Raw genomic sequence first — 26976 nt, 5'->3', positions numbered from 1 at the left:
CATTCTGACGCATGGCAGTTAAGAGCCAATCCGCACAAGCGATTGAGGAAGACTTGGGAATGTCGCCTCGGGCTGTCCGGCAAGCCAAGTAGCGTGTACCTTGCCGACTTCACAACGAATTGATCGATTAATCACTTCGCTTCATGGAAATGAAGAGGTCTTCATCGGTGCCTCCTCTCACTCCGGCGGCAGGTTCGGGTCCGCCAGATTGAATAGGAAGCGAGTCCCCAACGCCCGGATGGCTGACAGGTCGGTGGTGTTGACCAACAGGTCACCGTTGACGTTCGCTCTCGGGTTGAATTGAGGCGTGATCCCGGCCAGTTGAGTCCCCAGACTTCGTACCGCAGAAAGGTCCGTGGTGTTGGTCAGCAGGTCGTCGTTGACGTTGCCCGGCAAGACGTCGAACCGGAAGTCGAATCGACCGTTGACACCGCCATCGCCGGACGCCCCGGTGTTTCCTGTCGTCCATTCGCCATCCAGTGCGACTCCGGCCTCGTTGGTGATCGCGCCATTGGCAATGTGCAACAACAGCTTATCGCTCGTCAGGAAATCATTAAGCGTCAGGATCGCGGTGTTGGTCGTCTCATCAAAATCCACCGTGTTGATCTGGTAGTTGATTCCCAACGTCGGTGAGCCGATCAACTGAAAATCGCTCGGCTGAAGATCCCCGCCGGTCGAGTTGAATACCGGTTGGTCAAACTCGATGAAGATCCGATTGGCGTTGGTGAAGGGCACGTCGGACAACTGCCCCGCTCCGGTCGACACCAGGAATCCTTGTCCCTGCGGATCGATGGCGTTTCGGAAATTCTGATTCCAGAGAGTCGATCCGATCCGCACTTCGGTGATACGGGGCGCGGCTTCCAGAGCATTGAGTTCCAATCGGACTTCGTTGGAGGCGATCACGAGTTGCCACTCGGTACCCGTAGGAGCCGGGGGGAAGTCCACGTTGTCAAACGCTCCCGTCACGCCCGCATCGGCCGTCATCAGCGTGAATTGGTCTCCCGCCGTCGGCGTGAACCCGTTGATCAAGTCGATATCCAGATTTCCATCCAACGACACCGATCCCGTATGACGTACTTGATCGTACCCGCTGCTGCCCGCAGTGGTTCCGCCTAACTCAAAGATCAAGTCGACCGTTGCCGCATATGCCGCGCTGCCATTGATGACTTGCGCGGGACTAAAGCCGGGACTGTAGGTTCCCGTCAAATGGTAGTTGTCCAGATTTCCAATCCCTTTGTAGTAACCTGGCAACGTGATCGGGTTGGCCATGCTGTCACCCGTGATGTCACCATTGATCATCGATTGCAACGCGATGTCGTTAGGTGAGTCGAGGGTTCCGAATCCGGTCAGGTTGTTACCCGCATCAATCAAGAATCCGTTGTTGGACAACAGTGTGCCGGCCAATCCCCCATCCCCGAGACTTGTCAGAGAGCCCAATACGGCTTGATTGGCGTCGAGGAGAGTCACGACATTGTCATTGACATCCAATACACCGCGGGTGATGAATCCATCCGCCGCCGCAGAGTTGCCGATCGACAGCGTCCCAGTTGCGTCGATCAACGATCCGGCTTCACCAACAAATCGAGCTGCGATGGTGCCTGAGCCGCGAATCGTTTCGCCAGAATCCAATGCGATCAGCCCAGCCGTCAACGTGCCCCCGTCTATCAATGTCAACGCGGAGAGGTTCACCGGGCTGGTCGACCCGATCGTCAGGGAATCGCCACCGATGATCAAGGCATCTTGTGCCGCGAACGTTTGCATTGCATCAAACGTCAGGTCTTCGTAACCGCTGTAGCGGATGGTGTTGGTACCCTCAGCGTCGGTCACCGTCAGTTGTGTTTGTCCGACGGGGGTGATTGCCATCGAATAGACCGCTTGTGTGTTCCCCGTGCCGGTGACCCTCAGCGTGTCACCGACGCCAGGGCCACCCACCACGTCGATTCCGTCGGGAACGACAAAGAACCCACCCGACGCATAATCGATGACCACTTGGTCGGCCAAATTGTGGTTGGTCGCTCCCACATTGATGTGGATGCCGCCAGTGATCAAGCTCATCGGCACCGAGATGAGGCTTGTGCCGTCTCCCGTCGCACCGACGATGTTGGTTCCCAATATTAGTGGTGAGGCAGACTCGTCCGTGATGACCAGATTGGTGCCGTCTCGTCGGATCTTCAGTCGATCGGCATTGTCAGTCGCAATATCGCTGATGACCAAATTCCCGCTGCCGTCGATGCTGATGAATGTTTCGGCAACAGGTTGCGTGACGCTGAGCACCACATCGTGACCGCCGCCGCCCTGATAGGTGATGACAGCGAATAGACCGCTGCCAAGGAAGTTGGTGATCGCAGCGCCTTCAGGCAAGCCCGTAAACTGTCCGACTCCGCCAGTCCGTTTGACGATCGTCAGGCTGTCGCCCAACGTAGGCGTGTACCCATTGAACGAAACCGGATTGAGAGTGACGTTGTTTCCAATCGTGACGTGACCGCTGCCGACATCCACTTGATCATGTTGGTCATTCGCGATTCCCGGAGATGTCCCGCCGATCTCGAGGGCGACGGTGCTGTCATCTGCAAAGACGAGATTGCCGCCGACACCCAGAACACCGGGTGACAGCCCTGGAGAAATATTCCCCGACAAAGTGGTCGTTGGGATCGTCGCATCCACGTTGATAATGTCCAGCCCACCCCCGTCGTTGATCACCGAACCGGAAATCCGAACAGGGTCACGGAAAACTGCCGAGTCGATCACGACAATACCCGAAGTGGTACTGCCGATGGTGATGCCACTGAACCCATCGTGCAGGAAACCAATTTCCGCATCGTCCAGGTTGAACGCTCCCACGCCGCCGCCGATCCCGATGCTTGTTCCCGGTGTCCTAGGCAAGATCGAAAGCGGACCGTTCGATTGAACATTCACGTTGCCGCTCCATTGGATCGCATCAGTCGACAAAGTGATCGGGCCGATCGCTGACACGCCACCGATCACACTGTCTGCTCCGACGACAAAGGGTCCGACCGATGACACTTCAATTGCCGCGTTGGCAAAACTGGTGACTTGGGCTCCAAGTTCAAACTCGTAGATCGACGTGCTGTCTGGAACGATGGTCCAAGGAACCGAAACGGTGGCGGTGTCCGTCGCGTCAACGTAGTCGCTGATGATCCTGGACTGACCAGCACCCGTCCCACCGACGATGCTCAGGACTTTGCCGTTGAGTTCGTCGTCAACAAGAGTCTCATCGTTGGCAAGCCGGATCGTGCCGGTGCCGCCACCTTGTGCCGTCCCCGATACTAATCCCGACAATCTGACACCGGCTCCTGTTCCGCTGCCCGTGCCGAACAAAGTCAGTGTCCCCGTACTGGCTTCGACAATCGAGTTGCCGTCCATTCGGATTCCATCATGGTTTGCGACGGCGACGTTGCCCGCTGTGCCCGTGAGCGAAATGTCACCGGTGCCCATGGATCGAATATGCGTGCCACGAGCCACGATGCCATCAAAATTCTCTGTCGCGGCGCCGCCATGATGGGCAAACAACGTGATGTCGCCGTTGACCGTCGTCACACTGCTGCCATCACCGAGGAAAATATTGCGCGTCGTCGTCAAGTTCACGCTTCCGGAACCCAAAGTCCGAATCGAAGCGCCACCGCTCAAACGGATCTCTCCAGTGACATCCATTGACATGTTCTTATCGGATGCCAGATGAACCTTTGACGATACCGTTACCTGCTTGTTATCGCCCACTCCGACGATGCTGACGTTTCCAGGAAACATTGCCGTCAAGTCGCTGACGGCGATCACATCGTCGCCGGCCCCTGAGTTGATAGAAAGTGTCCCCGTGGGGTTCTCGAATTTCGTTGACACGACCGGGCCAGAAACGTTGTGATCCACGCTCGTTCGCGAGCCCCCGACGGAACCCACGTAGATGTTCTCATCGCTGTTTCCGTAAAGCAGTTCGACATCAGTTGCGGTGACTCGCAAATCAACGACTTCGACTTCGGAAAATCCAATTGTCGTTTCATCATTGATGGTGATTGCGCTGGGATCCAGCACAATCGTGTTGTTGGCGTGACTTACCCTGGCAATGTCAAAAACGCCACCGGTCAGAATCAGTGAATCGCCAACTGCTTGTGTTGGACCGCCACCGGTGAATTGGATCGATTTGCCGAAGGCTCCACCGCCGAAATCAACCGTTAAGGAATCTGCGCCCGACAAAGTGTTAACCACAATGCCGCTGGTTCCAATGATGCTAGCCAGTGGAGCCAGGACATCTCGTCCGTCCTGAATCGTTCCATTGCCGGCGAACAGGGTGGCATCGGAATCGCTGACGCGAACGTTCGCCCCGTCCACACGAACGGTCAGCGAATCATCGGCATTCAGACCGGCAATCGATTGAATCAAGAGGTTGTCACCACCGTCAATTGACACGGTCACCGGGGACGAGGTCACGATCAGTTCATTCGCGGTTGCGTCAACACCTTGATTGCCGGCAGCGTCAGTCGCCGTGACTGCAACTTCGTAGGTGGCTTCCGCGAGCGTCGTGATCGTGTTCGTCTCCAGACTCCAGGTGCCATCACCAACGTTGGCCGCCGGATACGTCGTTCCGTTGACGGTGACCGAGATCGTCGCCGACGGATCGTCGACCGTTCCCGTCAGTTGTGGTCTCGTCACGCTCGTCGTCAGCGGGTTCACAGCAACTGTCGGCGTCGTCTTGTCCAATGTCCACTGGACCACTAGGTCTTTCGACAAGGGCTGTCCTTGTGCATCGACAATTCCCGATGTGGCGGCATCGAGTCGCAACTTGTAGTTGCCCTCATCGTTCGTCAAACCGGTCAGCCCGCCGAGCGTCCAAGTGCCATTGCCGTTGTCGGTCAGTGTTTGACCGCCCGATAACAGATTCGCCCCGTCGTTACGGGTGAGCGTCAGGTCTGCGATCTCAAAATTGGAAATCGGTTCCCCGACAGTCAGTAGGATGCTGTCCACGGCGGTATTGCGTGGATTCGGCGAAACATTCGCCGTGATCGTCAGCGGGGCCTCGATCGAAACCGTCACGACGGACGACTGTGTGACCCCGCCATCATCGTCACGTACTTCGATTTGGACGTCGTGCATGCCGGGATTCGCAAAGACATGCCGCGAAGTGAACGTGTACTCGGCCATCCCATTGACGACCGTGGGTGTTCCAAGAATCACGGGTAAAATCACGCCGTCGCCGAAGTCGATGCGACCGCGAAGTTTCTCGCCGTTGTTGGCGACGTCCAAGTCTTTGACGGTGCCCGTGAACGTAACGACTTTGTCCTGCAATGCCACCAGACCGGTGGCCGGTGGATTGAGCACCAATGCTTGAGGAGCAAGGTTGTTGATGGTCACCACCATCGTGTCGACGCCGACACCGCCATCCTTGTCGGTCACCGTCAGGGTGACGGTGTACTCTCCGCTGTCTGCATACTGATGGTTGATCGGAGGTAGGTTTCCGTTAGAGGTCGAGGTACCTCCTTGCGTCGTCCCATCGCCAAAATCCCAGACATAGGCGAAAGGTCCGTCGGAACTGTTGACCGGATCGGTGAAGCTACCGGCAAATGTGACAAGGTTGTCGCCGACTCCTTCATTAATCATCTGGTTGATACCAGCGTTGACACTTGGAGTCGCGTTGGAGACCACTACCGTCGTCATCGCCGTTGTCTCACCGCCATCGCCATCGGTCACGGTCAGTGAGATCGTGTAGACTCCGTCGTCGCCCGTCATGAAACTGATCGTCGAACTGTCTGCGGGTGCCTGTGGCGTGATCGGTGCGTCGTTTCCGTCAATGATGGCCCAGGCGTATGCGAGTGTGTCATCGGTACCCGGATCGGTCACCGTTGCGGAGAGCGAGACCAATGATCCTTCGGTCGCAAACGTGGCGGCCCCAAAGTCGATCACCGGATCGGCGTTGCTGATTTGGAACGTGGTCTCTTCGCTCACCGAATACTCGATGCCCCCGACCGTGTCGGTCATGGTCAGTGACACGGTATAGGAACCGTCGTTGGGCGGAACAAAGGAAAATGATTCCTGCGTTCCGGTATCAATCACGTTTGCCCCCTCTTTCAATTGCCAGGCGTACGCACGCGTCGCTCCCGGGGCCAGTGGCGAAGCACTGCTGGCGTCCACCGTGATCGCGGTTCCCTCCACGCCGGTGATTGTTTCAAACGCGGGCGCCGCCGGGAAAACTTCAACATCCAAGGTTCCGCTGGACGAGCCTCCGTCATTATCGGTCGCGGTGAGTGTGAACGTGTAGAGTCCGGCGATGGTAGGACGAAACTCAAACGTGCCGCCGCTGGTCCCGGCAAACGTTTGCCCGGTGTTCGAGGTCACTTCCCAATCATGGGTGATGACGTCATTTTGCCCGGGGTCCAGAGAATTGGCGGTGACGGTGACGGTTTGATTCGCGTTAACCAGTGGCGTCGCCACATCAATGTATGGCGTCGGTGCCACATTGGCGACGTGAATCGTGGACTCGGCGCGGTCAAATTGGCCCGATGAATCCCGAGTGGTGACGACCAACCGGTAGTCGCCCTCATCGACCGGTGTGAATGTATCAACGAGCGTAACCCCGCTACCGGATGACCATGCAATCGGCGTCGAATCAACTGAGCTTATCACTGCGTCACGACGATAGGCACTACGGTCGTATGCGATATCGCCTCCCAACTCGTTCAGCGGAAAATAGGCCGCTAAATCGGCATCATTGCCATCGAGAGTTTTGTGCATGTCAGCGATTCCGGCGATCTGGTCAGCCGTCAGAGCTCTTCGCCAAATTGCAAAATCATCCAACTCTGCATCGATCGTCTGAAAAGCACTCGGATGTCGCCCCACAACCAAATCTCCCACAGCAAGTGGCGACAGCGGGATCGTGTCCACCGTTGCTCGATGTTCGCCATCAACATAGAGCAAGACTTGATTCTGGAGAGCACTTCGCACGATGGCAAAGTGATGCCAGCCGCCGTCATTGATTGTGCCCCCAGCAGGCAAATCATAGATTGCCGGAGTCTTGATTCGAACGGAACTGGGTGAAACCTCTATTTCCAATTCGCTGAAAAATGCCGCCGCGTCTTCTCTCGCCGTCAAGATCGTCTGCAAAGCTGCAACGCTATCTGTCTTTAACCAGAAACCGACCGTGATATCCGAAGCTCCGTCTAGGACTGTGGGATCTAAAGTGACAACATCGTCATCCATCACAAGCGAGCCCGTCGTAAAGTCAGTAACGACACCGAAGGGATCCGTGATCGTGATTTGCCGACTTTCGTCGGGACGGAGATCATTGATGCCTGCCAACAACTCAATTGTCGTTTGCGTTTGGCCCTCCTGAAGATTGATCGTCTCTCGCAAGCCCGTGATCTCGGGTGCTAGGTTTTGGACAAAAACGGGGAACGAAACGCCGCTTCCCAATGTCACCGTCATCATTCCCGTACCGGTTGGCGTGAACACGATCGGACCGCTGCCGCTGGCCGGCGTGGCACCACCGGTCACCGACCACGTTCCAGGTGTAGCGGTAAGCAACGTGATTTCCTGATTCTCCGGTGTCACAAGATTCTGCCCAGCAATGAGTCCCGACACCGGCAAGGTCAGTGTTTCAAGCCCCTGTAAAGACGCCAGCGAAGCATTGACCGCAGGATCTGCGTTCACCGCCGTTCCCTCAAGGAACAAGTGTTTGAGAGAATCCAAACCAGCCAAGACATCAACATCATGAAAGCCCGCATTATTCCGAAGATCCAGAGTCTCTATCTTCGTCGACAAGGGACTAAAACTCACATCCAATACACCTGTCGCGCCGAACAAAGCCAGATTCGAATTGGCTTCGCCGCCTGGCTTCGTGATCGTGATGCTCTCCAAGACCTTATCGACACTGACAGCAAACTCGAATCCGAAAATGCTTGCCTGATCCGCATTGTGGTACCCCGTTGCTGTGAAGCGGTCCATCCCGCCGATCAATGTATAACGCTTCGCGTCCCCACTTTGCTCACCCTGTACTTGGATTTGAGACCCGTTGAACCAGTCCGGTACGGTCGTGGACAACGACTCAGTCGACCCATCCGCATAGTGAAGCGTTGCGTGCATGGTTGTCGAATTGAAAACCGAAAACGCGAAAACGTGAATCGAATCGTAGACGCCAGACGGGACAGGAATACTGACCGTTTGGTTGGATGGACTTTGCTCCAGCAAGCGAGCGTTGTTTCCGTTATCGGCATTGTTCATCACGATTTGAACATCGGGATGATGGGCATTTGCTGGAAAGAACCCGTCGTCGGGGAGCGCTTTTGGTGTAACGCTGCCAGGCGCATTGGTGGCGTAAGTATCCGTCATCAGGTTTGATTGCGTCGTTGAATCGTCCAACCTGTATTGGGTCAGGTCATTGAGTGTCCCGACTCGGTTCCGAATGACGTCGACTTCGACGATCGACGAAAAATCAACCTGAACCGTCTGGCCAAACTGATTGTTGGACAGGTCTACGGCTCGGAGTTGTTTTAGATGCTCGAATCCGTCCAGTGACGTCAGGCCGCGTCCACTTGCATCCAAGGATGTGATGGAGGCAAGATCGCTCGCATGGAATGGTTCGTGTAAGACTTGAGATCCGCGTGTTCCCGAGGTGACGGGCTGATCAAGTGCGGTGGCGATGCTGAACGCGAGCGGCGAAATGGAATCCTGTTGACCGATGACCAGGATATTGTCGACGGACCAATGGTCGGCTGAGAGTTTGACGGGAGTTTCAGCCTGGCTCTCCGTGCGAAAACGAAGTTGGAAACTGCTGACCACGGCATCCTCTGGCAACATCATCGATCTGGAGACAAAGTCACTGCTCGCCACGTCGGTACCAGAGACCGAGTCCAACGGTTTCCAATCGCCAAGAAAGGTTCGGTATTCAAGGATCAGTTGGTCGTTGCTCTCCGGCGGGTCTGCAGCACCTCCACGCCGAAACTGATAGGAAAGCTCGCCCCCATCGAAACCCGATAGGTCAATTGGGGCCGAAACCACGGTGTCTTGAATGCCCCCAGATGCCGCGATCGTCAGCTCACGAACCGCATGAATGTCGGTTGCATCTCCCGACCTTGCGCTGACCGCAAATTGATGATTCGATTGTGGGTCCCAGTTGGGCAAATCTTGATCGAATATTTGCGTTCCATTCCACACGACAATCGCATGGCCATCGCCAGAGACTTCTATATTGACCGGCAATGTCACTCCCCTGACCGCGAGTCCAGGAAAGTTTGAGAAGGGGACGATGAACTCATCCGTTCCCCCTCCAGCTTGGTTTCTGAGAATAAATCGGTTTTGGTAAGTTTGGGCCGAGAAACTGAATCCGTTCCCGGAAAACGATTCAGCGACGTTTGAATGACTGACATCGCCATAGACAAACGAAAACCCATCCCCGCCGGATCCGCCGCCAATCACCATGTCAAAGCTCGCGCTAAATCCTTGGCTGGCATCCGCGTCGCTCAGGTTCAGGATGGCGGTACCGTGCTTCGACGGACTCCCATTGGTGAGCAACAACTCATAGAGTGCACCGGTTGACGTGTCGTTGAAGGCTGCATCTCCGAACAGCGAAACCTCGGTAGGGACAGGTGAGAAATCAGAGGTGAAGCTGGGGATCGTCCTCAATTCCGCACTACCGAGGTTGATCGTCGCGGTCTGACTCGACCATTTCGCAGGGTTCCATGCCCCACTCGCAAAGTCTTCTGAGAATACCGTCGCTGGCGGAAGCTGTGCCCTTGGGAAATCAATGATCGGATCGAGGACTGGCCGGGCAATGGAATGCAACTCAGTGGTGGCAGCTTCTGAGCGTGTATCGCCAAGGCTCAGGTCACGGAGCTCGATCCTTTCTCCCGTGATCGTGTCGAAACCACTGCCGCCAAAGATGCGGTCAAGATCGTTGTTTCCGACCAGTGTGTCATCGCCGTCACCGCCACGAATCGTGTCGCGGTCCGGTAGCGATGTCGACCCATGAAAGTTCCCAGCGACGGGGGCATCGAATTCGATGGTGTAGGGTCTTGCTACCGTTTGATTGGTGTGAACGCGCAGGAAGTAGTCGCCCGCACTCAAGTTCCGCAAGTCGACCAGCGATTGATTTCTTTTGATGATCCCGCCACGCGCATCAATCAGGTCACCAACGGGACCCGTGGGATGATTCTGAACAGAAACGTGCAGGACGTATTGATCATTGGATTCAAGAGGAGCGTCTGTCCCAGTGATCTCGCCACCTGAAACGCTCGAATTGAATTCCGCAACGCCAATGAAAAAGGTACCTGTCTCTTGAAACCTGTACTCGATGAACGAATCAAGATCGAGTCGGTAGCTGCCTGCACCATCACCCGTGTCTTCGCGAGGCGAATTGCGGTCGTCGTTCTCGGCGAGCAGGTTGCCGTTGGAATCAAATAGGAACAACTCGGTATCAAAATTGTTTCCATCAATATCAAATAACGCCCGACTGCCCGCTGTTGCAGTGAAACGGTAATAGTCAACGGTCCCGTCCCCCGTCCCCTCAATGCTGACATGCGGAAAGAAGGTCGAGCTTTCAATCGCTGCATCAAACTCTAGCAACCAAGTAGCGGTGTCTAAATCTTGAGCCATCGCTCTGGGTGCGTTGACAGCGACCTCCTGAACGGAGGAATTCGTAGCGTTTTCATCGACTAGCCGAATGAAATCGCCAGCCTGCCCATCCCCAACAGTGCTGAAACGGAACCACTGCTCGCTGCCGGCGGAAACCGTATAGGGGTCACCAGCGTCACTGAACTGGAAAGGCCGACCGGTAGCCAAATCCACGGTGAACGATCCGCTTCCTGGAACAGGGTAATTCTCGAGTCCGATGATCCCGTTTTCTGGCAACGAATCAAGGCGACGAAGAGTGCCATCAATTGTGTATATTCGCCCGCTGCTGAGAGACGTGGCGCCTTCGGCTTGCGGGGCGGCGATGACGAGGTCGTCGATACGGTCGAGATTGAGATCATATGCGGGAGTCACGCCCAGGTTTAGTGCTGTCGTGTCCCCTACATTGCTTCTTAGCTCCAGTGAAGGCGACAACGTGGGACCCTGAGCAGCAACATCGTTGAAAAGAAGCACGCCAGATGTAGCCCCGCCAACACTGATCACCAGGTCAGGTTTTCCGTCGCCATAAAAGTCCCCGGCAGTGACCGTCGAATGCGCGTCGATGCCCGCCGATTGATAGCTCGCTGAGGGAGTTGCAGAAAGTCCATTCTGCGAACCGTAGTAGACGCTAACCGTGTCCCCGACTCGGACTGCGACGTCGTCGTAGCCATCATTATTGAGATCCCCCAGCTCCGCACCCGAATTCTGAATCCCTGCGACGAGTTGAAGGTCAAAGCTAAGGTCCGAACCATTCGGAGCTGCCTGGTGCATCTCGACCGCAAGAACATTCGTCCCTGAAAGAAGTGTGCCGGCCGGCAGCGAGTTGAGAAAAATCGTCCTTGTGATGGGAGTTGATTCATCGAGTAGAGCGGTCGTTTGTGTCGCGTAGTCATCAAAGACAGAACTTGGTACCAGACCATCCCGCATGATCTCAACACCGTTCAAATAGACCGCCACGCCATCATCTCGAATCACAGACAATTCAAGCTTTGTCACCGACGACGCATCTGACACATCGAAGCTGGACCGAAAGTAGGTCGTTGGATGCTTGCTGCTGGCATTTGGCCCGTAGCCGACCACCGTTGTCTCGTCCCCATCTCCGTAGCCCAATTGCGCTAGCCCGCTGGCCCAACCGCTATCGTCGAATGCATTCGCAGTCCATGACGTTCCCTGGTCGCTACCGTCGTCTAGGTATTTCCAAATTGACCCAAATGAGAAGATTTCAGCTGAGCTCGTTTCACTGACACTGAGACTGCGAGATCCCGACGGAGAGTTCGGAACAATGACTGAAGAAGCTAATTGAGGCACGAGGATTTCGTCGAGACCGTCACCGTTAACATCGCCTGCGCTTTGCGCTGTGGTCCTCAGATAGCGAGTCGCCACCGAATCCAAGACACCGTCAATTGCGAGCGAAGCGAGTGACTGACGCACATCGAACGTGCCGTCGGATCTGGTCGGGACCGTATTGCTCGCCACTTGAGATCCGTCGATGACGTGACCGTAGTAACCCAGTGAGTTGAACCGAACGAGCTCGCCTGTGGCGTTGACGTAGAACAAGTCGTTCTGGTAGCCGACGATGCCCCGAGTGGCTGCCGAAACCGCGGAGTCGTCCATCAACTGAATCCGGGTGCCGTCAAACCGCATTAGTCGGCGAATTCCGGTGTTGTCGCCAATTGCCGTAAAGTAGAGGTGTTCTCCGTTGACAATAAAGTCCTCAGGGGATGAATTCTCAAACGGATTGATCTCGATATGTTTAAACCTTTGATTGATCGGAGCCGTTTCCGCAACAAGCGGATCGTATTGCCACATCTCGTTTTTGGTTAAGCCGCTGGTAGCAGAAAAATAGAGTTTGCCGTTGAAACCGACCAGATTGCTCATTCCTGACTCGGTAGGTATAGGATTAGCGATTCGGACCGCATCCCTTTCACCTAAGCGGACTTTCCATAGTGAATGCCCTGATTCACCCAGCACAAGTGCTTGGAAGTAAACATCGTCGCCCACTTGCGCGACATTGCCGATCCCCCGTGGCACGGTGTACTTCTTTTCAACAGCGGTGCAAATGAACCCTTCTGGGCAGGGATCCGGCAATCGAACCTTTGTGAAGGGTGTATTGGGTGCTTTGTACTGAAGGAAAGTTGCATTTCCCGCTCCTGAAACGGAGTACACGTCTTCGCCATACGCATTGGTGAAGACATACGAAGTACCGTCCGATGACGTGAAGGCAATCGGGTCAACGTTCGCGGTAGGATCAGCATTCGTACCAGTATCCCCGACGACCGAGGGATTGCTTTCATCAAATCGGTACGTCTTGCTGATGCGATTGACGGATAAGCTTGAATCCTTCGCGAGGACGCTGACATAGACGTCGCCATCAGAAACAAAGAGCGATCGTTCATGAACAAACCAAGCATCTTCGACAACATGCGCTTCTGGATCATTGGCTGGAATGAAATCGGCCCTCAGGTTATAGGCATTGGATTGGCTCAGACTCGGAGGTGTGGAAGTGTCCGCAGGAATGACAAACAAATCATTTCCCGAAGCAACGTATAGATTGTTGTTATTGCTGACGATTTGAGCATCGCTGGAGTTGTAGGTGATCGGCGTCACGAGATAGTTGTCCGCGATCGCGTTCAAATCTGCCCATTCGATAGGAGTTTCGCGTCCGTCCGTTTTCCAAATCTTGCCTGCTGATGGGTCGAGGACAAAGAACGCATCGTTGGAAACGGTGGTGAGATGCGTCAGTGAGGAAGCAAAAGGTGACACGCCCGTCGCACCAAAGATCGTCAAATCTTGAGGGTCATTGCTCGGTTTTGTTAAGGTGATCGATTGCAATTCCAAGGTGGCATCTACAGGAAACCTAAGCCCATAAATCGCCATTTGATTGGTGTCGTTAAATGTGCCACCAGAGAAATAGTCCATGCCGCTGTATAAGTAATAGCGATCTGAGTCAGGCATGATGTTCGATCCCCACCAGTTGGGTACATCAGCGGACAAAGGAACCGATGTCCCGTTAGAATAGTTGAGCTTCACATCAAGCACGCTCGTTGCGGTTGGAACATTCGAAGAGGTAGCCAGCACATGGACTTCTTTGAATCTGCCCTCCGCCGAGAAGGTAACAGATTGATCCGCTCCCGCGTTTCCTCGCATCAAGACGGCATTGTTCCCATTGTCTTCGTTGTTGTATCCGAGTTGGATTCCAGGACGCTGATTGGTGGCTGGGAAGTACCCGTCATCGGGCATGTTGATGCCTGCATTGGCGCGTGACACCGTCGTCAAGTAGTAATGACTGAAACCGTTTCCTAAGGCGTCTTGGCTATAGTCAATCCCGATCAATGGATTGGTTGACACATTTGCAATCACATCACCATTGAACACTCCGCTAAGATCAAAGTGCACAACGCTGTCTTGCTGCAGTGCAATCGAAGCAAGAGTTGGGTCGGTTGCTATTTCACCCGACTGGTTGGGTTGAGTTGATCCAATCAGCAAGTCGCTGAATTCGTCTCCGTCGTAGTCAAGGACATCCAACGTCAGTCGATCATTCTCGTCGACGCCGTTGATCAAATGAACATCGCTGATTTTGAATGTCCGGCTGTTGGCGCCATTGAGAACAGCCGCCGTGGGATCTTTCGGATTGGGGGTTCCCGCAACGAAGCTGGCATCCCACGCACGTGGCAGACTTGGGGTGCCGCCAAAGACGACAGTCACTGTTGTGGATTGATCCTCCACACGCCAAAACCAGAGATCCGCAATGCCGTCTCCATTGACGTCGCCGAACGTATTTCCGGGTACGCCGAGTGCGGCATGGTCCACGATGATACTTGCTTCGTCTGTAACGGCGGCGAAATCATCTATTTCCACTGGGCCGAAAAGAACGTAGCTGAAATCACTGCCAACAGCCACGAAATCATCAAGGCCATCACCATTGAAATCGCCGATTCGCCGCAAGTCAGACAATGTTCCTGTCGCGTCGCCCGCCAATGCGTATGCGTCCTGCGTGATGGAGGAACCAACCGCAGGTTGGTAAAGGTCAATGCCAGTCCGAGAGGGAGATTCCGGTGACGAAAAGAAGGGTGCGACGAGGGTGTACTCGTATTGTTCTGAGAATCCGAACGACGGCTGCGCAACGACGCCGTCTGGCAGACGCGGTGTCAGTGGCACGATCGCCGTATCTTTGAGTCCAAAAATCCGATCCGCTCCGCCGCCACCGAGCAGTTCATCATTCCCCTGGTAGCCAAGAATCAGGTCATTTCCGGGACCGCCACTGATCGTGTCGTCGAGGACGCCACCAAAAAGTTCGTCGTCTCCATCAGCGCCATTGATGATCAGCCCTGCTTCGATGGCCCGCTGTTGGAAGTTGCCCAGTTTGATTCCCCATTCCTCAGGGCCGACGCTGCCGGGGAACTGATAACTTGGATCGGCATGGAACGAGTCATTGCCTCGCTGCAACTCAATTTGCGTTTGTTCCACGTTGTTCGTTTGATAGAACAGGTACTGACGCAAGTACTGATCAGGGCTGTCCGGATCTTCCATGAACTCCTGCTGACCGATGTCCCAAACCAGACTGGTGAACTCGTAACGATGCGCGAAGATGTCGTATCGGATCGCGGCGAAGTCAGGGACCGCAAATCCTCGGCGATCCAAGTCGCCACCGACGTACAGCATGCGGTCGTTGCCGGCGCCGCCGTCGATCTCGTCACTGGCGGCCGGGCGAAACGATTTCGCGAGCGGATCAAAGACCGTAGACGGTTGATTTCCCACGACCGGCAAAAAGTCAGGGATGATTTGGAAGGTGTCGTCGCCCTCACCACCGATCAAAATATCACTGGCCAAACGATCCAAGCCGCCGCTGATCACGTCGGCACCGCGACCGCCAAGAATCCAATCTTCTCCGGCACCGCCCATCAATTTATCGTTGCCATCGCCACCCAAGATGATGTCGCGACGAACCGCGTCGCTGCGTAATCCCAGATCGACCCGGGTCGATTCTCCGGCGAGATCTGCTTCAAGACCATAGATCGTGGGCGTTTGGTCCGTCTTTACTTCGATGCTGTAAGTCACATTAGTGGCGGCGTCAAAGTGCTCGGCGATTGAGTCTGGAGTTAGCACTCGGTCATAGATCGCGAACTCATCGAGTTTGCCAGTGAAAAACCCACTGTCGTTCCAGCTACCTATCCGGCCCGCACCCAAAATGATTTCTGGAGACGAATTGCGAGCAACGCTTCCTAATAACTCACCGTTAACGTACATCTGCGCCAAGCCGCTCTCGGCATCGTAGGTCGTCACCAAGTGATACCATTGGTTCTGCGAAACAGTCCCGATCGGAGATCGCAGTTCCTGCGGTGCTCCCCCGTAAACCGCTTGCTCCAGAGCGCCGTCATTGAATAGTCTCCAGTGAAAATTTCCCGTTTGAATCGTGTCGGTGGCATACAATGACTTGGCGTATGCATTGACAACATCAGCCGTTGTATTGAGCCACGTTTCAAATGTGACGGCATCAAAAGTTCCCAGAGCCGGAAGATCGACGAACGTCCCTTGATTTCCCGCAAATCCGCCGCCTTGTTCTAACGCAATCCCTTTGCCCATGGTTGCGAACGCACTTGTTTGCCCCAAGGCTACGGGGATGTCGCCCCCGTAGGTGCCATTGTTGCCGTTGCCGCTGGCATCTACTGCGACACTGCCCGAAGTTTCCTCAAAGCGATAGTAAGCCACAGGCTGGTCTGCCAGAATTGCGCCTGAATACAAGCCGGAAGCATCGATCGCGGAGAAATCAACCTTTGCTGTTTGAGTACCACTGCTCTGGATCAACAGTGGCGAATCCGCATTGACTCGTTTATCTGCTCCAAAGACCTGCAGAGTCACCTCGTCGACAGACGATTCCGTGTGGATCTGAATTGTTCCCTGGCCAGCGGGCAGCTTCAACGAGAACCAATCAACGTCCTTTGGACTGTCAATCGTCAATCCAGTGAATTGTGTTCCAGTTGGGGAAACGTTCAGCGGAAAGGCACGAACCGCGTCATCGTTGCGACCGAGTCGCCCATTGGTTTTTCCGGTCTCGGCCCTATCGACCAAGATTGAACTGCCGCCACGAATCGTGACTTCATCGTCACCATCGCCGGCGTCGATCCAAACCGATTTCTGCACGGTGGGGCCGACGGTGATGGTGTCGTTGCCGTCGAGTGCATCGATGATGATTGCCAAGAAGTCGCCTTCGGGTGGCAACAAGTTGTTGATCAAATTGGATTCGTAAGTTTTGGTATCGTCCGACACAACACCAGAAATCTCCGCGTCGGTCTGTGCTTGGCGAAGTGCCTTGTAATCGAACAGCAAATCGTCAGGGCTCCAGATCGGATTCCCATCCCGATCGGTTGCGGCGAAATCCAATCGCACTTGTGCATCGAAACTGAAGTTGCCGTCGTTTTCGGTCAGTCGAGTGATCAAGTGATGATCGGAAAGCAATCCCGGTTCGGTGACAAAGTTGACCGAGATCTCATCGTCTGCGTTCGTTCCGCCGACGTACCAAACCTGTCCGGTGTCCTTGGCGTACTCTTTCCATTCTTCACGTCGGATCGCGTCACCGAGCGATTCAAAAGTTGTTCCATCAGCTCTGTACAGCGTGTCCGATCCGCCGCGACCGTACATGAAGTCCAGAACTGTTCCGCCGTACAAACTGTCGGCGCGAATGTTGCCGAGCATTCGATTCAAACCGGTGTTCTCTTTCCGCAGTGTCTCGCCAGCGGAGTTGTCGACAAGGTTTCCGTTGGCATCCACAAAGATGCCAAACTCACTCGTCTCGGGATTGAGAGACCACGCATACAGGGAGTTTTGTCCCTGGCCGCCGATCAGGTCGTCGTTGCCTTGTCCGGCATAGATTTGATCCTGGTCGTTGCTGAATCCGTCGCCTCCATCACCCAATAACCGATCATCGCCTGCAAAACCGAAGATGGTGTCGCTGCCGGCGCCCCCATCGGCCCGGTCGCGACCGATCGATCCGATAAGTGTGTCGTCGCCACTGTTGCCTTCCAACGTCGATGCCCAGTCGTTGCTGCGGGCAGTGAGCTTGGACAGATCCAATCGCTTGGACTCCGCGGGTGCAAACAGCGGCAATAAGGTCGGATGGACACCGGCAAATCCGATCACGTCATCGCCGCCAAGTCCCGCGACTTGGAATTGTTCGACGAGTGGATTGCCATCTTCATCGAGCCAATCGACGAAAATCGGTCGGCTGTCTGCGGAGCCCTCTTCAAAATCAATCCGCAACCGCGGTTGGCCCGTCGCAACGATGGACTGACTCAGGCCGATGGTGTCATTCAGATTGGATCCGTTGATGATCAGCACATCGGTCGAATCGTCAACTGAGTCGCCTTCCTCGTAATTTCCGAAGTGTCCGTCAATGATGTCGTTGCCATCTTGGGACAGCTTCATCGCCGAAACGACGAACCGATCGTTCCCGCCACCTCCATATTGGGTGTCGACTCCCTTCTGGCCGTCGAAATAGTCGCCGTCGGGGCCGCCCCACATTTCATCGTCCCCGCCACCGCCGAAGATCGCGTCTTGGCCGCCATCGCCGTACATCGTATCGGCACCGCCCGTTGTGTCAGCAGACGTGTTCACCGCGTAGCCGTTACCGTTGATGAATTTCAAGTAATCGCCACGCAACAGGTCATCGCCGCCGCCGCCAACGAACAACTCTTGTCGCAGATTGCCGTTCAAGGTGTCTCCATCGGCATCCCCAAACAATTGATCCCCGATCAGAGTCTCTTGCCCTGTCGCGCTGGGGGCATAAGCAAACAGTTCGTCGCCGCCGTCGCCACCAAACAGTCGCTGGCCGACTTGATTTTCGTTGTTCATTCCATTGCCCGCGTCGCCGAACAGTTTGTCGTCGCCGCCGTCGCCCATGACGTGATCGATCCCCGTACCGCCGTGCAGAAGGTCGTCATTGCCGCCTCCTCGCACAACGTCGTCGCCGTCTCCACCATCGATGTTGATGTCGTGTCCCGCCCCCGCATCGATGTAATCAGAACCGGCGCCGCCGAAGATCACATCGGCATCAGCCCCTCCGAACAGAATGTCAATGCCGTCACCGCCTTCGATCACATCGCGACCGTCACCTGCGGTTCCATCGATGGATAATCCGGCAACAAATGCCGGAGTCACCAATACCGGCGGAACATAGCCCGTGGGGTATTTCAGTTCTGTCTCAGCAAATCGAGGCGGGAGCACAAAGTTTGGCTGCGTCTCTGGTGGAAGCTCCGTGTTGAGGACGTACTTGGAAAGGTCGGTCTCAACGGCCAAACCGCCCCAAACGACATCGTTGCCTGATTCTCCGAACAGTTGGTCGTTGCCGAATCCACCGATAAGAAAATCGTCGTCGTCACCGGCGTAGACGCGGTCGGTTCCTCGCCCCGCATCAATGAAGTCATCGCCCGCGTACGTGTAAACCGTGTCGTTCCCGCCACCGGCATAAACCGTGTCGCGAAGAGCACCGCCGTAAATCGTGTCGTCGCCGTCGGTCGGTGCATTGGGCACCACGACGCCGGTCTCATCGTTGACGCCGTCTCCGTAGATGGTGTTGTCGAACGCCAGCGGTGACGCCCAGATCAGGTCATTTCCCCCACCGCCGACCAGCAAGTGCCCTGCCTCTTCTGATTGGGTGGTATCAGAGACATTGTAAAACAGCCGGTCATCACCCAATCCGCCATACAAATCGTCCGAGGCCAAGCCGCCTTCGAGCAAGTCGTCCCCGGCGCCGCCGTAGATGATGTCGCGACTATTTTCACCAAAGAGTCGGTCGTTTCCGTCGTCTCCAAAGATCGTGTCATTGCCGACACCACCGAGGATGAGGTCGTCGCCGGTGCCGCCACGAATCACATCGTTCCCGTCATTGCCAATGAGTTCGTCGTTACCACCACCGCCGAAAATCGAGTCCGCGCCTTCCCCACCCTGGATCTTGTCAGCGTCGTCGACGCCACCTTGGCCATCGTCTCCGTGCAGTTCGTCGCTGCCACCACCGCCAAAGATGAGGTCCGATCCGGCATCGCCGAATGCAACATCATCGCCTGCTCCGGCTTCGATCTTGTCCTCACCTGCGCCGCCACGAAGGATGTCGTCTCCATCGTCGCCACTGAGGTCATCGTTGCCATTGCCGCCTGACAACTCGTCATCACCAACGCCACCTGTCAGAATGTCGATGCCGTCGCCTCCGAACAATCGGTCATCGCCGGCACCGCCCGTCACCTTGTCGTTGCCTTCACCGCCATCAAGAAAATCATCGCCGCTGCCGCCGATTAGCGTGTCGTTTCCGGGACCTCCGGTGATATGGACTGGAATCATCAGATCTTCACTGATAAAGATCTTGTCGTCTCCCATTCCCGCATTTCCCGTGATTCGTTTGACGCCGGTATAGATCTGCGATCGTCCAAACGCTTCTACAATCACCATGCCGGGCTCAGCGCCGGCGTAGATCCGGTAGTCTTCCGCCACGTCAGTCGTGTAAATGAAATTCCGCTGCGGCGCTAGATCTCCGATGTTCAGCACCAACGTGGTTCCGGTCGACGCATCGCAGTCGTTTGTCTTGGTGGTCCCGCACTGGGCCAACTGAACACCTTCCCCCGCTGGTCTAGGAAACGCGAAATCGAACAGAGTCTTTTCCACCAGCGTGAAACTCTTGTCGATATCGACGAAGCCAAAATTGACCGTGATATCCGCGAAGAGCTTGGCGTCGAGTTTTCCGCTGACATCGAAAATATGAATCGGACCAAATCCGTCCGACGCACCCAGCAGAGTGTTGTCTAGCAGTTCGACGAGACGGACTTTTCCGTCATCGTTGTTATCGTGCAAATTGAAATTGATGGTGGCGTACAAGCCTCCGCCAACCGAGGCTTTGATGATTCCTGCATTGAGAGCCGCAGCGGCTGTGATTTCCGCCGACAAGACGACTTCGTCGATGTCCTCGCCCGTGCCATCGGCGAACTCGTGATCGAAGATGAAGAACCCGTTCAAGATGTTCGCGAAATTGCCTGTTTGCTTGAACTGTTCGATTCCCGATGTATCAAAACCAAACGCAAAATCGGCGTAGGCGCGTACCGCACCACCGAGCTCGATACCCACCGCAGGCATTGGCGGCAGTGGAAAAAACTTTTTGATACTGGCGTCGAGTTCCAGAGTCGGCAGTTCGAGGGTGAACAGATCGACGACTTCCCCACTGAGAATCTTCATCACGTTGGACGGATCGAGCAGCGGGAATCCAAGTTTCATCTTGTCTTCCCCCATCTCGTCCAAGTCCTGCGGTGACATCAAAAACTCGCTTGGATCGATGGCGTCTTCGTCATCTTCCGTCGCATCGCTGACCGCCGATGAAAACGCCGCACGAATGTCATCCAACGTGCCGTTGGTCGTGAATTCTCCTGTTTCGAGATCAAAGACGGCGCCGCCGAGTGGCAATCTCGCATCACCCAGATCCGGCAGATTCGAGATGATATTATCGAGTTTGGTGACCGCTTCGATGAACACGACCGCTCGCTCCACGGGCCCTCCCTGCAAACGCAGCAAGTCCAGCATCGTGACGTCGCTGCCACGTAGCTCGGAAACAACCGGAACGGGATCGTTCAAGAATTTGATGATCGGACGAACGGGTTCCAACGCCTTGTTGACTTCGCCAAAGATATCGTTGGCAAAACCGCCAAAAAACTCGCCCAGCCCCAATTCGATGTTGGCCAGCTCGATGCTCGGTTTCTGCAAATCCTCACCAAGTTTGAAATCCCAGTCCACGATCAAGTCGGTGTACAGGCTTGGGAATGCCGCCGCCTCACCAAAGGTCGCGGCCAAACTCAGATTCAGGTTGGCGATCGCGGTCGCATCAATGCTGATAACGTCCTTGAAACTCTTGACCTTAAAGATTTCACCCAACGTCAGCAGTCCATCCGGATTTTCTTGATCCGGATCCAAAATGTCGATGTTGAAGCGACCGGCAAAGCTGTTGGTCACTCCGACGGCGCGTTGGTTGGCCGTGACCAATCCGGTTCCCAGATCCAGACGATGAGAGGAACCCGTCCCGGGATGCAGCAAATCAATCGGTACGGGAGTCTCTGCTGTCGCGTCCTCAAGCGTCGCAGCCAGTTGGATGATCCCTTCTGCTTCGTCGACGACGATGACGAAGTAGGTTTCTTCGTCGTCCAGTCCGCCAATTTCCGTCCCGCCACTGGACGTGTATCGGACTTCGGTTCCATTGACAAACTCGTAGTCCTCAAATCCGTCGATCACAATGGAGTTGTCCGTCGTATCGAGAACGTCATCGCCGCGAGGATCGAACTCGGGTCCCGCTGTTGCCGAAAAATGTGTGCTCAGAAACGTGTCGTTGTTGATCAAGTCGACGACGTCCAACGCCGTCGTGAACGCACTGTTGATCGTCAGGGTCAACGTGCGGCTCGCCAAATCAAAGGTTCCCGACTCAGAGCCTTGCGAAACCTCATCGTCCTGGCGGAATCGAACGTCAAAATTGGCCGCGCTGCCTGTTGCAACACTACTGATCTCGAGCTGGGAGGCGATTTCTGCGTCACGTCCCACTGCGGCGACCGCCGGTGAAAGGATCTCCGCTGCATCGAGTCTCAAAAAGCCGAGTTCCCCGGATGCCGACAACCCAGGAACTCCCACGTCGACAAACACTTCCAAGAACGTGTCATTCGTGTCGACATAGAAACCGTTGTCCAGATCGACGCCCATTTTCAGACCGAACTCAAACCCGAGCGCACCGGTTACCGCAGCATCAATGTCCAAACCTAATCCGGGAATTCCGATGTCAAAATCTATCGGCAACTCCAACTCCGCCAGCGTGCTGCCCAGCAGAATTTCGAATCCGATTCCAGGATTGAGCTGTTCGATGACGACATCATCGATGCTGACCGCATTGTCGCCACTGAGATCCTTGAGCAAGTTGATCCCGTTAGGGCCGAGGGCGTCGAGGATGTCCTGCCGAATATCATCAAACGGATTGACGTACGTACCGTCCTCTTCGTTCTCATCATTGTCCTCCAAGTTGCCCGATACGCTGTCTTTGATGTTGCGGAGGAAATTCGCTTGATCTTTCAGCTTGTCACCGATGAACGGCAACTCCAAACCAAAGACTTCCCCTTCCATCGCGTCGATCAACAGATCGAACACGCCATCCCAACCGCCGACGAGCGACAGCAGATTGAAATCGCCGGCGAGGATTTTCTTGACTTCCTCGAGCACTTCCTTCGCATCCGCATCGGCTTCTCCGTCTCCGTCCGTGTCTCCGACGAATACCTCGAAATCGTCCGCGGAAACCCCATCGGTCAAAGTGTTGACGTCAGGGAGGGAAAAGCCGAATGCCAATGGCAGCGCCAGTGGCACGCCACCGATCTGAAAGTCTGCCAGACCTGAGGGCAGATCAAGCCCTGGGAAATCAAGTACGCCGTCGAAGCTGGCACCCCCGACAGCCGAAAACTCAAAGTCACTCTTTGAGATTCCCTTACCCTGTCCCGGAACGAATTCGCTAAAGAAGTGACGACCGTCGTTGTCGTTGTCAGCCAAGGCGACACTGAATCTCGCGAATCCCGATGATGTCAGCGAATGCGTTTCACTGCCATTGCCACGTTCCAAGTTGATCGCCACGCCTTCGGACGCATTGGCCGCGCTGGTCGCCAGTTGAATCGTGTCGTCATCGACAACAGACACGAAATAGGAGTGTCCGTTGGTCAGACCCCCAATGGCTTCGCCACCATCGGGCACCCTGTAACTCACCAAGTCACCATCGGAAAACTCATGCCCTTCGATGGTGATTTGGTCCGCATCGGGATCCACTTTCACTTGGGCATCAAACTCACCGGTGAATTCCGTGGTACCAAACGCCATCGTGCCGTCATTGATGGCGGCACCGAGCGGTCCGATGGCGACATCAAAATTAAAATCTTCCAACGCCGCTTTGACCAATAGATCCAGACTCGTTCCGTTGGTCGCACCGCTGTACAAGAAAGGTCTCGGCGTTCCATCCTCCGGCAGGTCGATGCCCAGTGCCAAGTGAATGCGTCCTTGCCCGGCGGCCGTGACGGTCGCTTCGGCGGCCGTATCTACAAAGCTTGTCAGGCCCGCAACCCCAAGGTCTTCTAGATCGATGCTGATCGGGACCTCCACCGAAAGCGGATCGACATTGAACCCGATCCCATTACCGATTCCCGGCTCGTCCCCATTGGTATCACCGACGCCGAGAATCAAATCGATGCGAAGCGCAGTATTGTCAAACGAATCTTCGTCCAACGTCAGTTCCACCGACGTCAGATCGTCTCCTTGAACCAGCTCGGACCTCAGGAATTCATTCAAATCCTCATAGTCTCCACTGAACCATTCTGCGTCGTAGCTGCCTGGATCCGAAAGGTTGACCAGACGCGGCGTGCCGTTGTCATCAAACTCGAACGGTTCGGACGGGTTCAACGCGGGAAAGGCGGAGACGGGGAAATCAGGTAACCCTTCCTGACCGGCGGAATTCTCAGGGATTCCGAACAAGTCCTCCAGGATCTCGTCGATTTCGCCAAGACCATCCGCAGGGCTTTCCTGCAGTTGCAACAAGATGTCACCGAATACCGTCGCCATGTTCAGGATCGACTTCAGATCCACGCCCAACAACGGCAAGGGTTCGTTGAGGAACGGTGCATCACCGAAATCTTCTAGTCGAGCGAGGAAGTCCTGTGCTTCCTTGAGTGCGTCCACAATGGAGGCGAGATTGAGATTTCCAAAGTTGGCAAGGTCAGCCAATTGCGAAGTGTCGATCGTCCACGCGTCGGGAGAGCTGAAATCCGGCTGTGTCAAATCCGCTATGTCAAAGGAAAGCTCCTCTTCGCCAGGCGGCAGTGCGGGGTCACCAAGATTGGTGATCGGCACAAAGGTCATGTCAAAGTGAGCGGACCCAGAGACCGTGGGCCCGAGGATAAAGGTTGCCGCATCGTCGGTCATGCCAAGCTTTGCCGAAGCGGTACCATCGGCTCCCTTCAATACTTTCAACGATGTTGCTTCGGAATCATCCGTCAGCGTGAAGGTCAGTTTGTTCAGAACGCTGCCCACACGCACCCAACCTGCCTCCGGCGTGCCGCCCGCCAGCGTCGCAAGTTCTCCGTTCAATCGATTGACGACAGCGCGAATCGCTTCCGGTGTGGATGCGTTCCCGGCGACCGAGACCGGGATCGACAAGGTTGCGACACTGCCGTCTGATTTTCCGATCTCGACGGTGAGATCTCCGTTGTAGGATTGATCAAGCGAGATCGGTGCCGGCGCCGTGACGGATCCCGACGTCGATCCGCCGAGCTCGATGATTTCGCTGCCCGTGATCACTCCGTCTGAATCATCTGGATCGGGAGGCGTGAAGGATGCGGTGAGCTGGCCAACCGCCGTCGCTTCCGAAATATCGATCTCGATAAACCCAAGCTTAGCCAATCCCCGAAAGTCGGCTTCAAGCGTCGCGGTCGCTGTGAACATCGCTGCATCCTGCAGCGGCACGACATACACATTGTCCGTGACACTCTCGCCGTGCAACTGCCCCGTCCTGATCCCATGCGTGACTTCGTCCAAGCTGCCGTCGGCACGAAAGAAAATTCCGGAACGTCCCACTCCGCTAAGACTCAAGGAGATGGCCGCAAGCGAATCGTTGAGTGGCTCGATCTTTAGGCTGTCGTTTGCCGTTCCATTCGTCAAATCGACGAGATTCAGTCCACCGGACTCAACGTCGATCGTGACATTCAGTTTTCCAGGAATCGCCAAACGTGTCCTCAAATCGCCAATCGTTGACGAGGCATCCAAGTCGACGATTTGTTGCGTTCCGTCTCTCAGTGTGACTTGGAGGTCATCTCCCGAAACCGTTGGAACTCCTTTGCCTCCAAACAGACTTTTCAGTGGTGTTGCATCGGACAGCGCGAAGCTCGCGCCCGGCTGCACCAGTTTCATTCCAAGCGTGAACTCTGCATTGACAACACCCTCAACGGTCAATTCACTTCCGTCGGGGTCCACGTCAAAACTATGCAGGTCGCCAAGGCCTGTTCCAAAGTCCACTTTATGAGTTGAACTCTCAAACTGGTGTTCCAGTTTGACGTCAAACTCGAGAGTATTCTTGACCGGGTCATACTCTTCACTACCCTCGACTCCGACCAGTTCGATCAACTGTTGGATCGTGGTGAAAGCAGGCTCGCCCGGATTGTCAGGGTCTGTCGCAGCCGAGATGACTTCTGCACCAATCGCGTCGCCGACATTGATCACATCGCTCAATTGCAACCCATCGGTAAAGGGAACGTCCGTATCGAACGCATCCAAACCTCCAAGCACATTCCCGACTTGTTCCAAAGAAGACAACAGACTGATCGGAGACATGGACCGAAACGGGGTCAGCCCAGCAGCCGAAACGGTTGACACCGCCGCAGTGCTATCGAACACGTTGTTGTCAAAGATCCGAACGTTCGCGCCGGAATCATCCACACCAGTCAAATCCGTTTGCACGTTCAAGACCAAATCAAACTGATTCTGAGGGCCGGATGCTGGGACAACGCTGGCAGGCAGGATGGGTTGAGAAAGCTGAGCGATGCTGATCGAATCGACGGTCGTATCGAACAAAGCCGACAGGCTGAGCGGCGAATTCGCCGTTGGTTCCAACGTGATGCCCAGGATGCCGATGCTGCCGGTCAACGGGGCGGGACCATTCGGGTAGCTGATCGTTGCCGATACAGAGTTTTGCCCGTTTGCGAACTGAACAAATGCGCCGGCGGACGCAGACGGAGCGGTCCGATCAATACCAAACGTCACTTCAAAGTTCAATGTGAATTCGATCCGAGCCTCCAGCTTGTCCTGAACTCGCGCCTCGGTCGCAGGAACGATCTCGGAAAGATCAAACGTAACGCCTACGTTCTTCTTGATGGTCCCATCGACGGTGTAACTGAGCGCATTTGCGTCTGCGCTGGATGAAACGGTAAGGCTTTCTCCGGCACCCAGATTCTGCACGGCACCACTCACCGAACCTTCCAGCCCTTCGATGGTCGGGTTAGTGCCGATCAGATAGCTGCTCATCGAGGTGACAAACGATTGCTGGAAAATGCCGCCGAAGTCAGCCAGATTGCCGATTCCAGTTTCCAGCAAAGGGAAATCCTGACCGAACTGCTGGAAGCTTTCCAATCGCTCGCCGAAGCCACCAATCGCTGACACCGTATCCCGCAGCGCGGCCACTTCGGGGGCGCTGAGCGGTGTCACCGCCAACAGCCGCCGGTCTTCCAGTTCCTCGAACAACGCCTTGCGTTTGGCAGCCGAACGGTTGCGATTTCGGCGACTTTGTTTTGTCGACGTCGGGCGGGAGGCAAGCCATGAATGGAGCGACAT

General features: G+C 55.3%; 1 protein-coding gene. It reads right to left on the bottom strand.

Translation table 11 applies throughout. The features are described from left to right. Nucleotides 1-177 precede the first annotated feature (177 nt). The gene (locus tag Pla52nx_RS22365; protein ID WP_342190215.1) at nucleotides 178-26976 is read right to left on the bottom strand and encodes a LamG-like jellyroll fold domain-containing protein; all 26799 of its coding nucleotides are present in this window, start codon (nucleotides 26974-26976) and stop codon (nucleotides 178-180) included.

The sequence above is a fragment of the Stieleria varia genome (genome assembly GCF_038443385.1).
GTDB classification, from domain to species: Bacteria; Planctomycetota; Planctomycetia; order Pirellulales; family Pirellulaceae; genus Stieleria; species Stieleria varia.
Note: the sequence above shows the minus strand (reverse complement) of the source record. Positions and strands in the feature narration are given on the sequence as shown.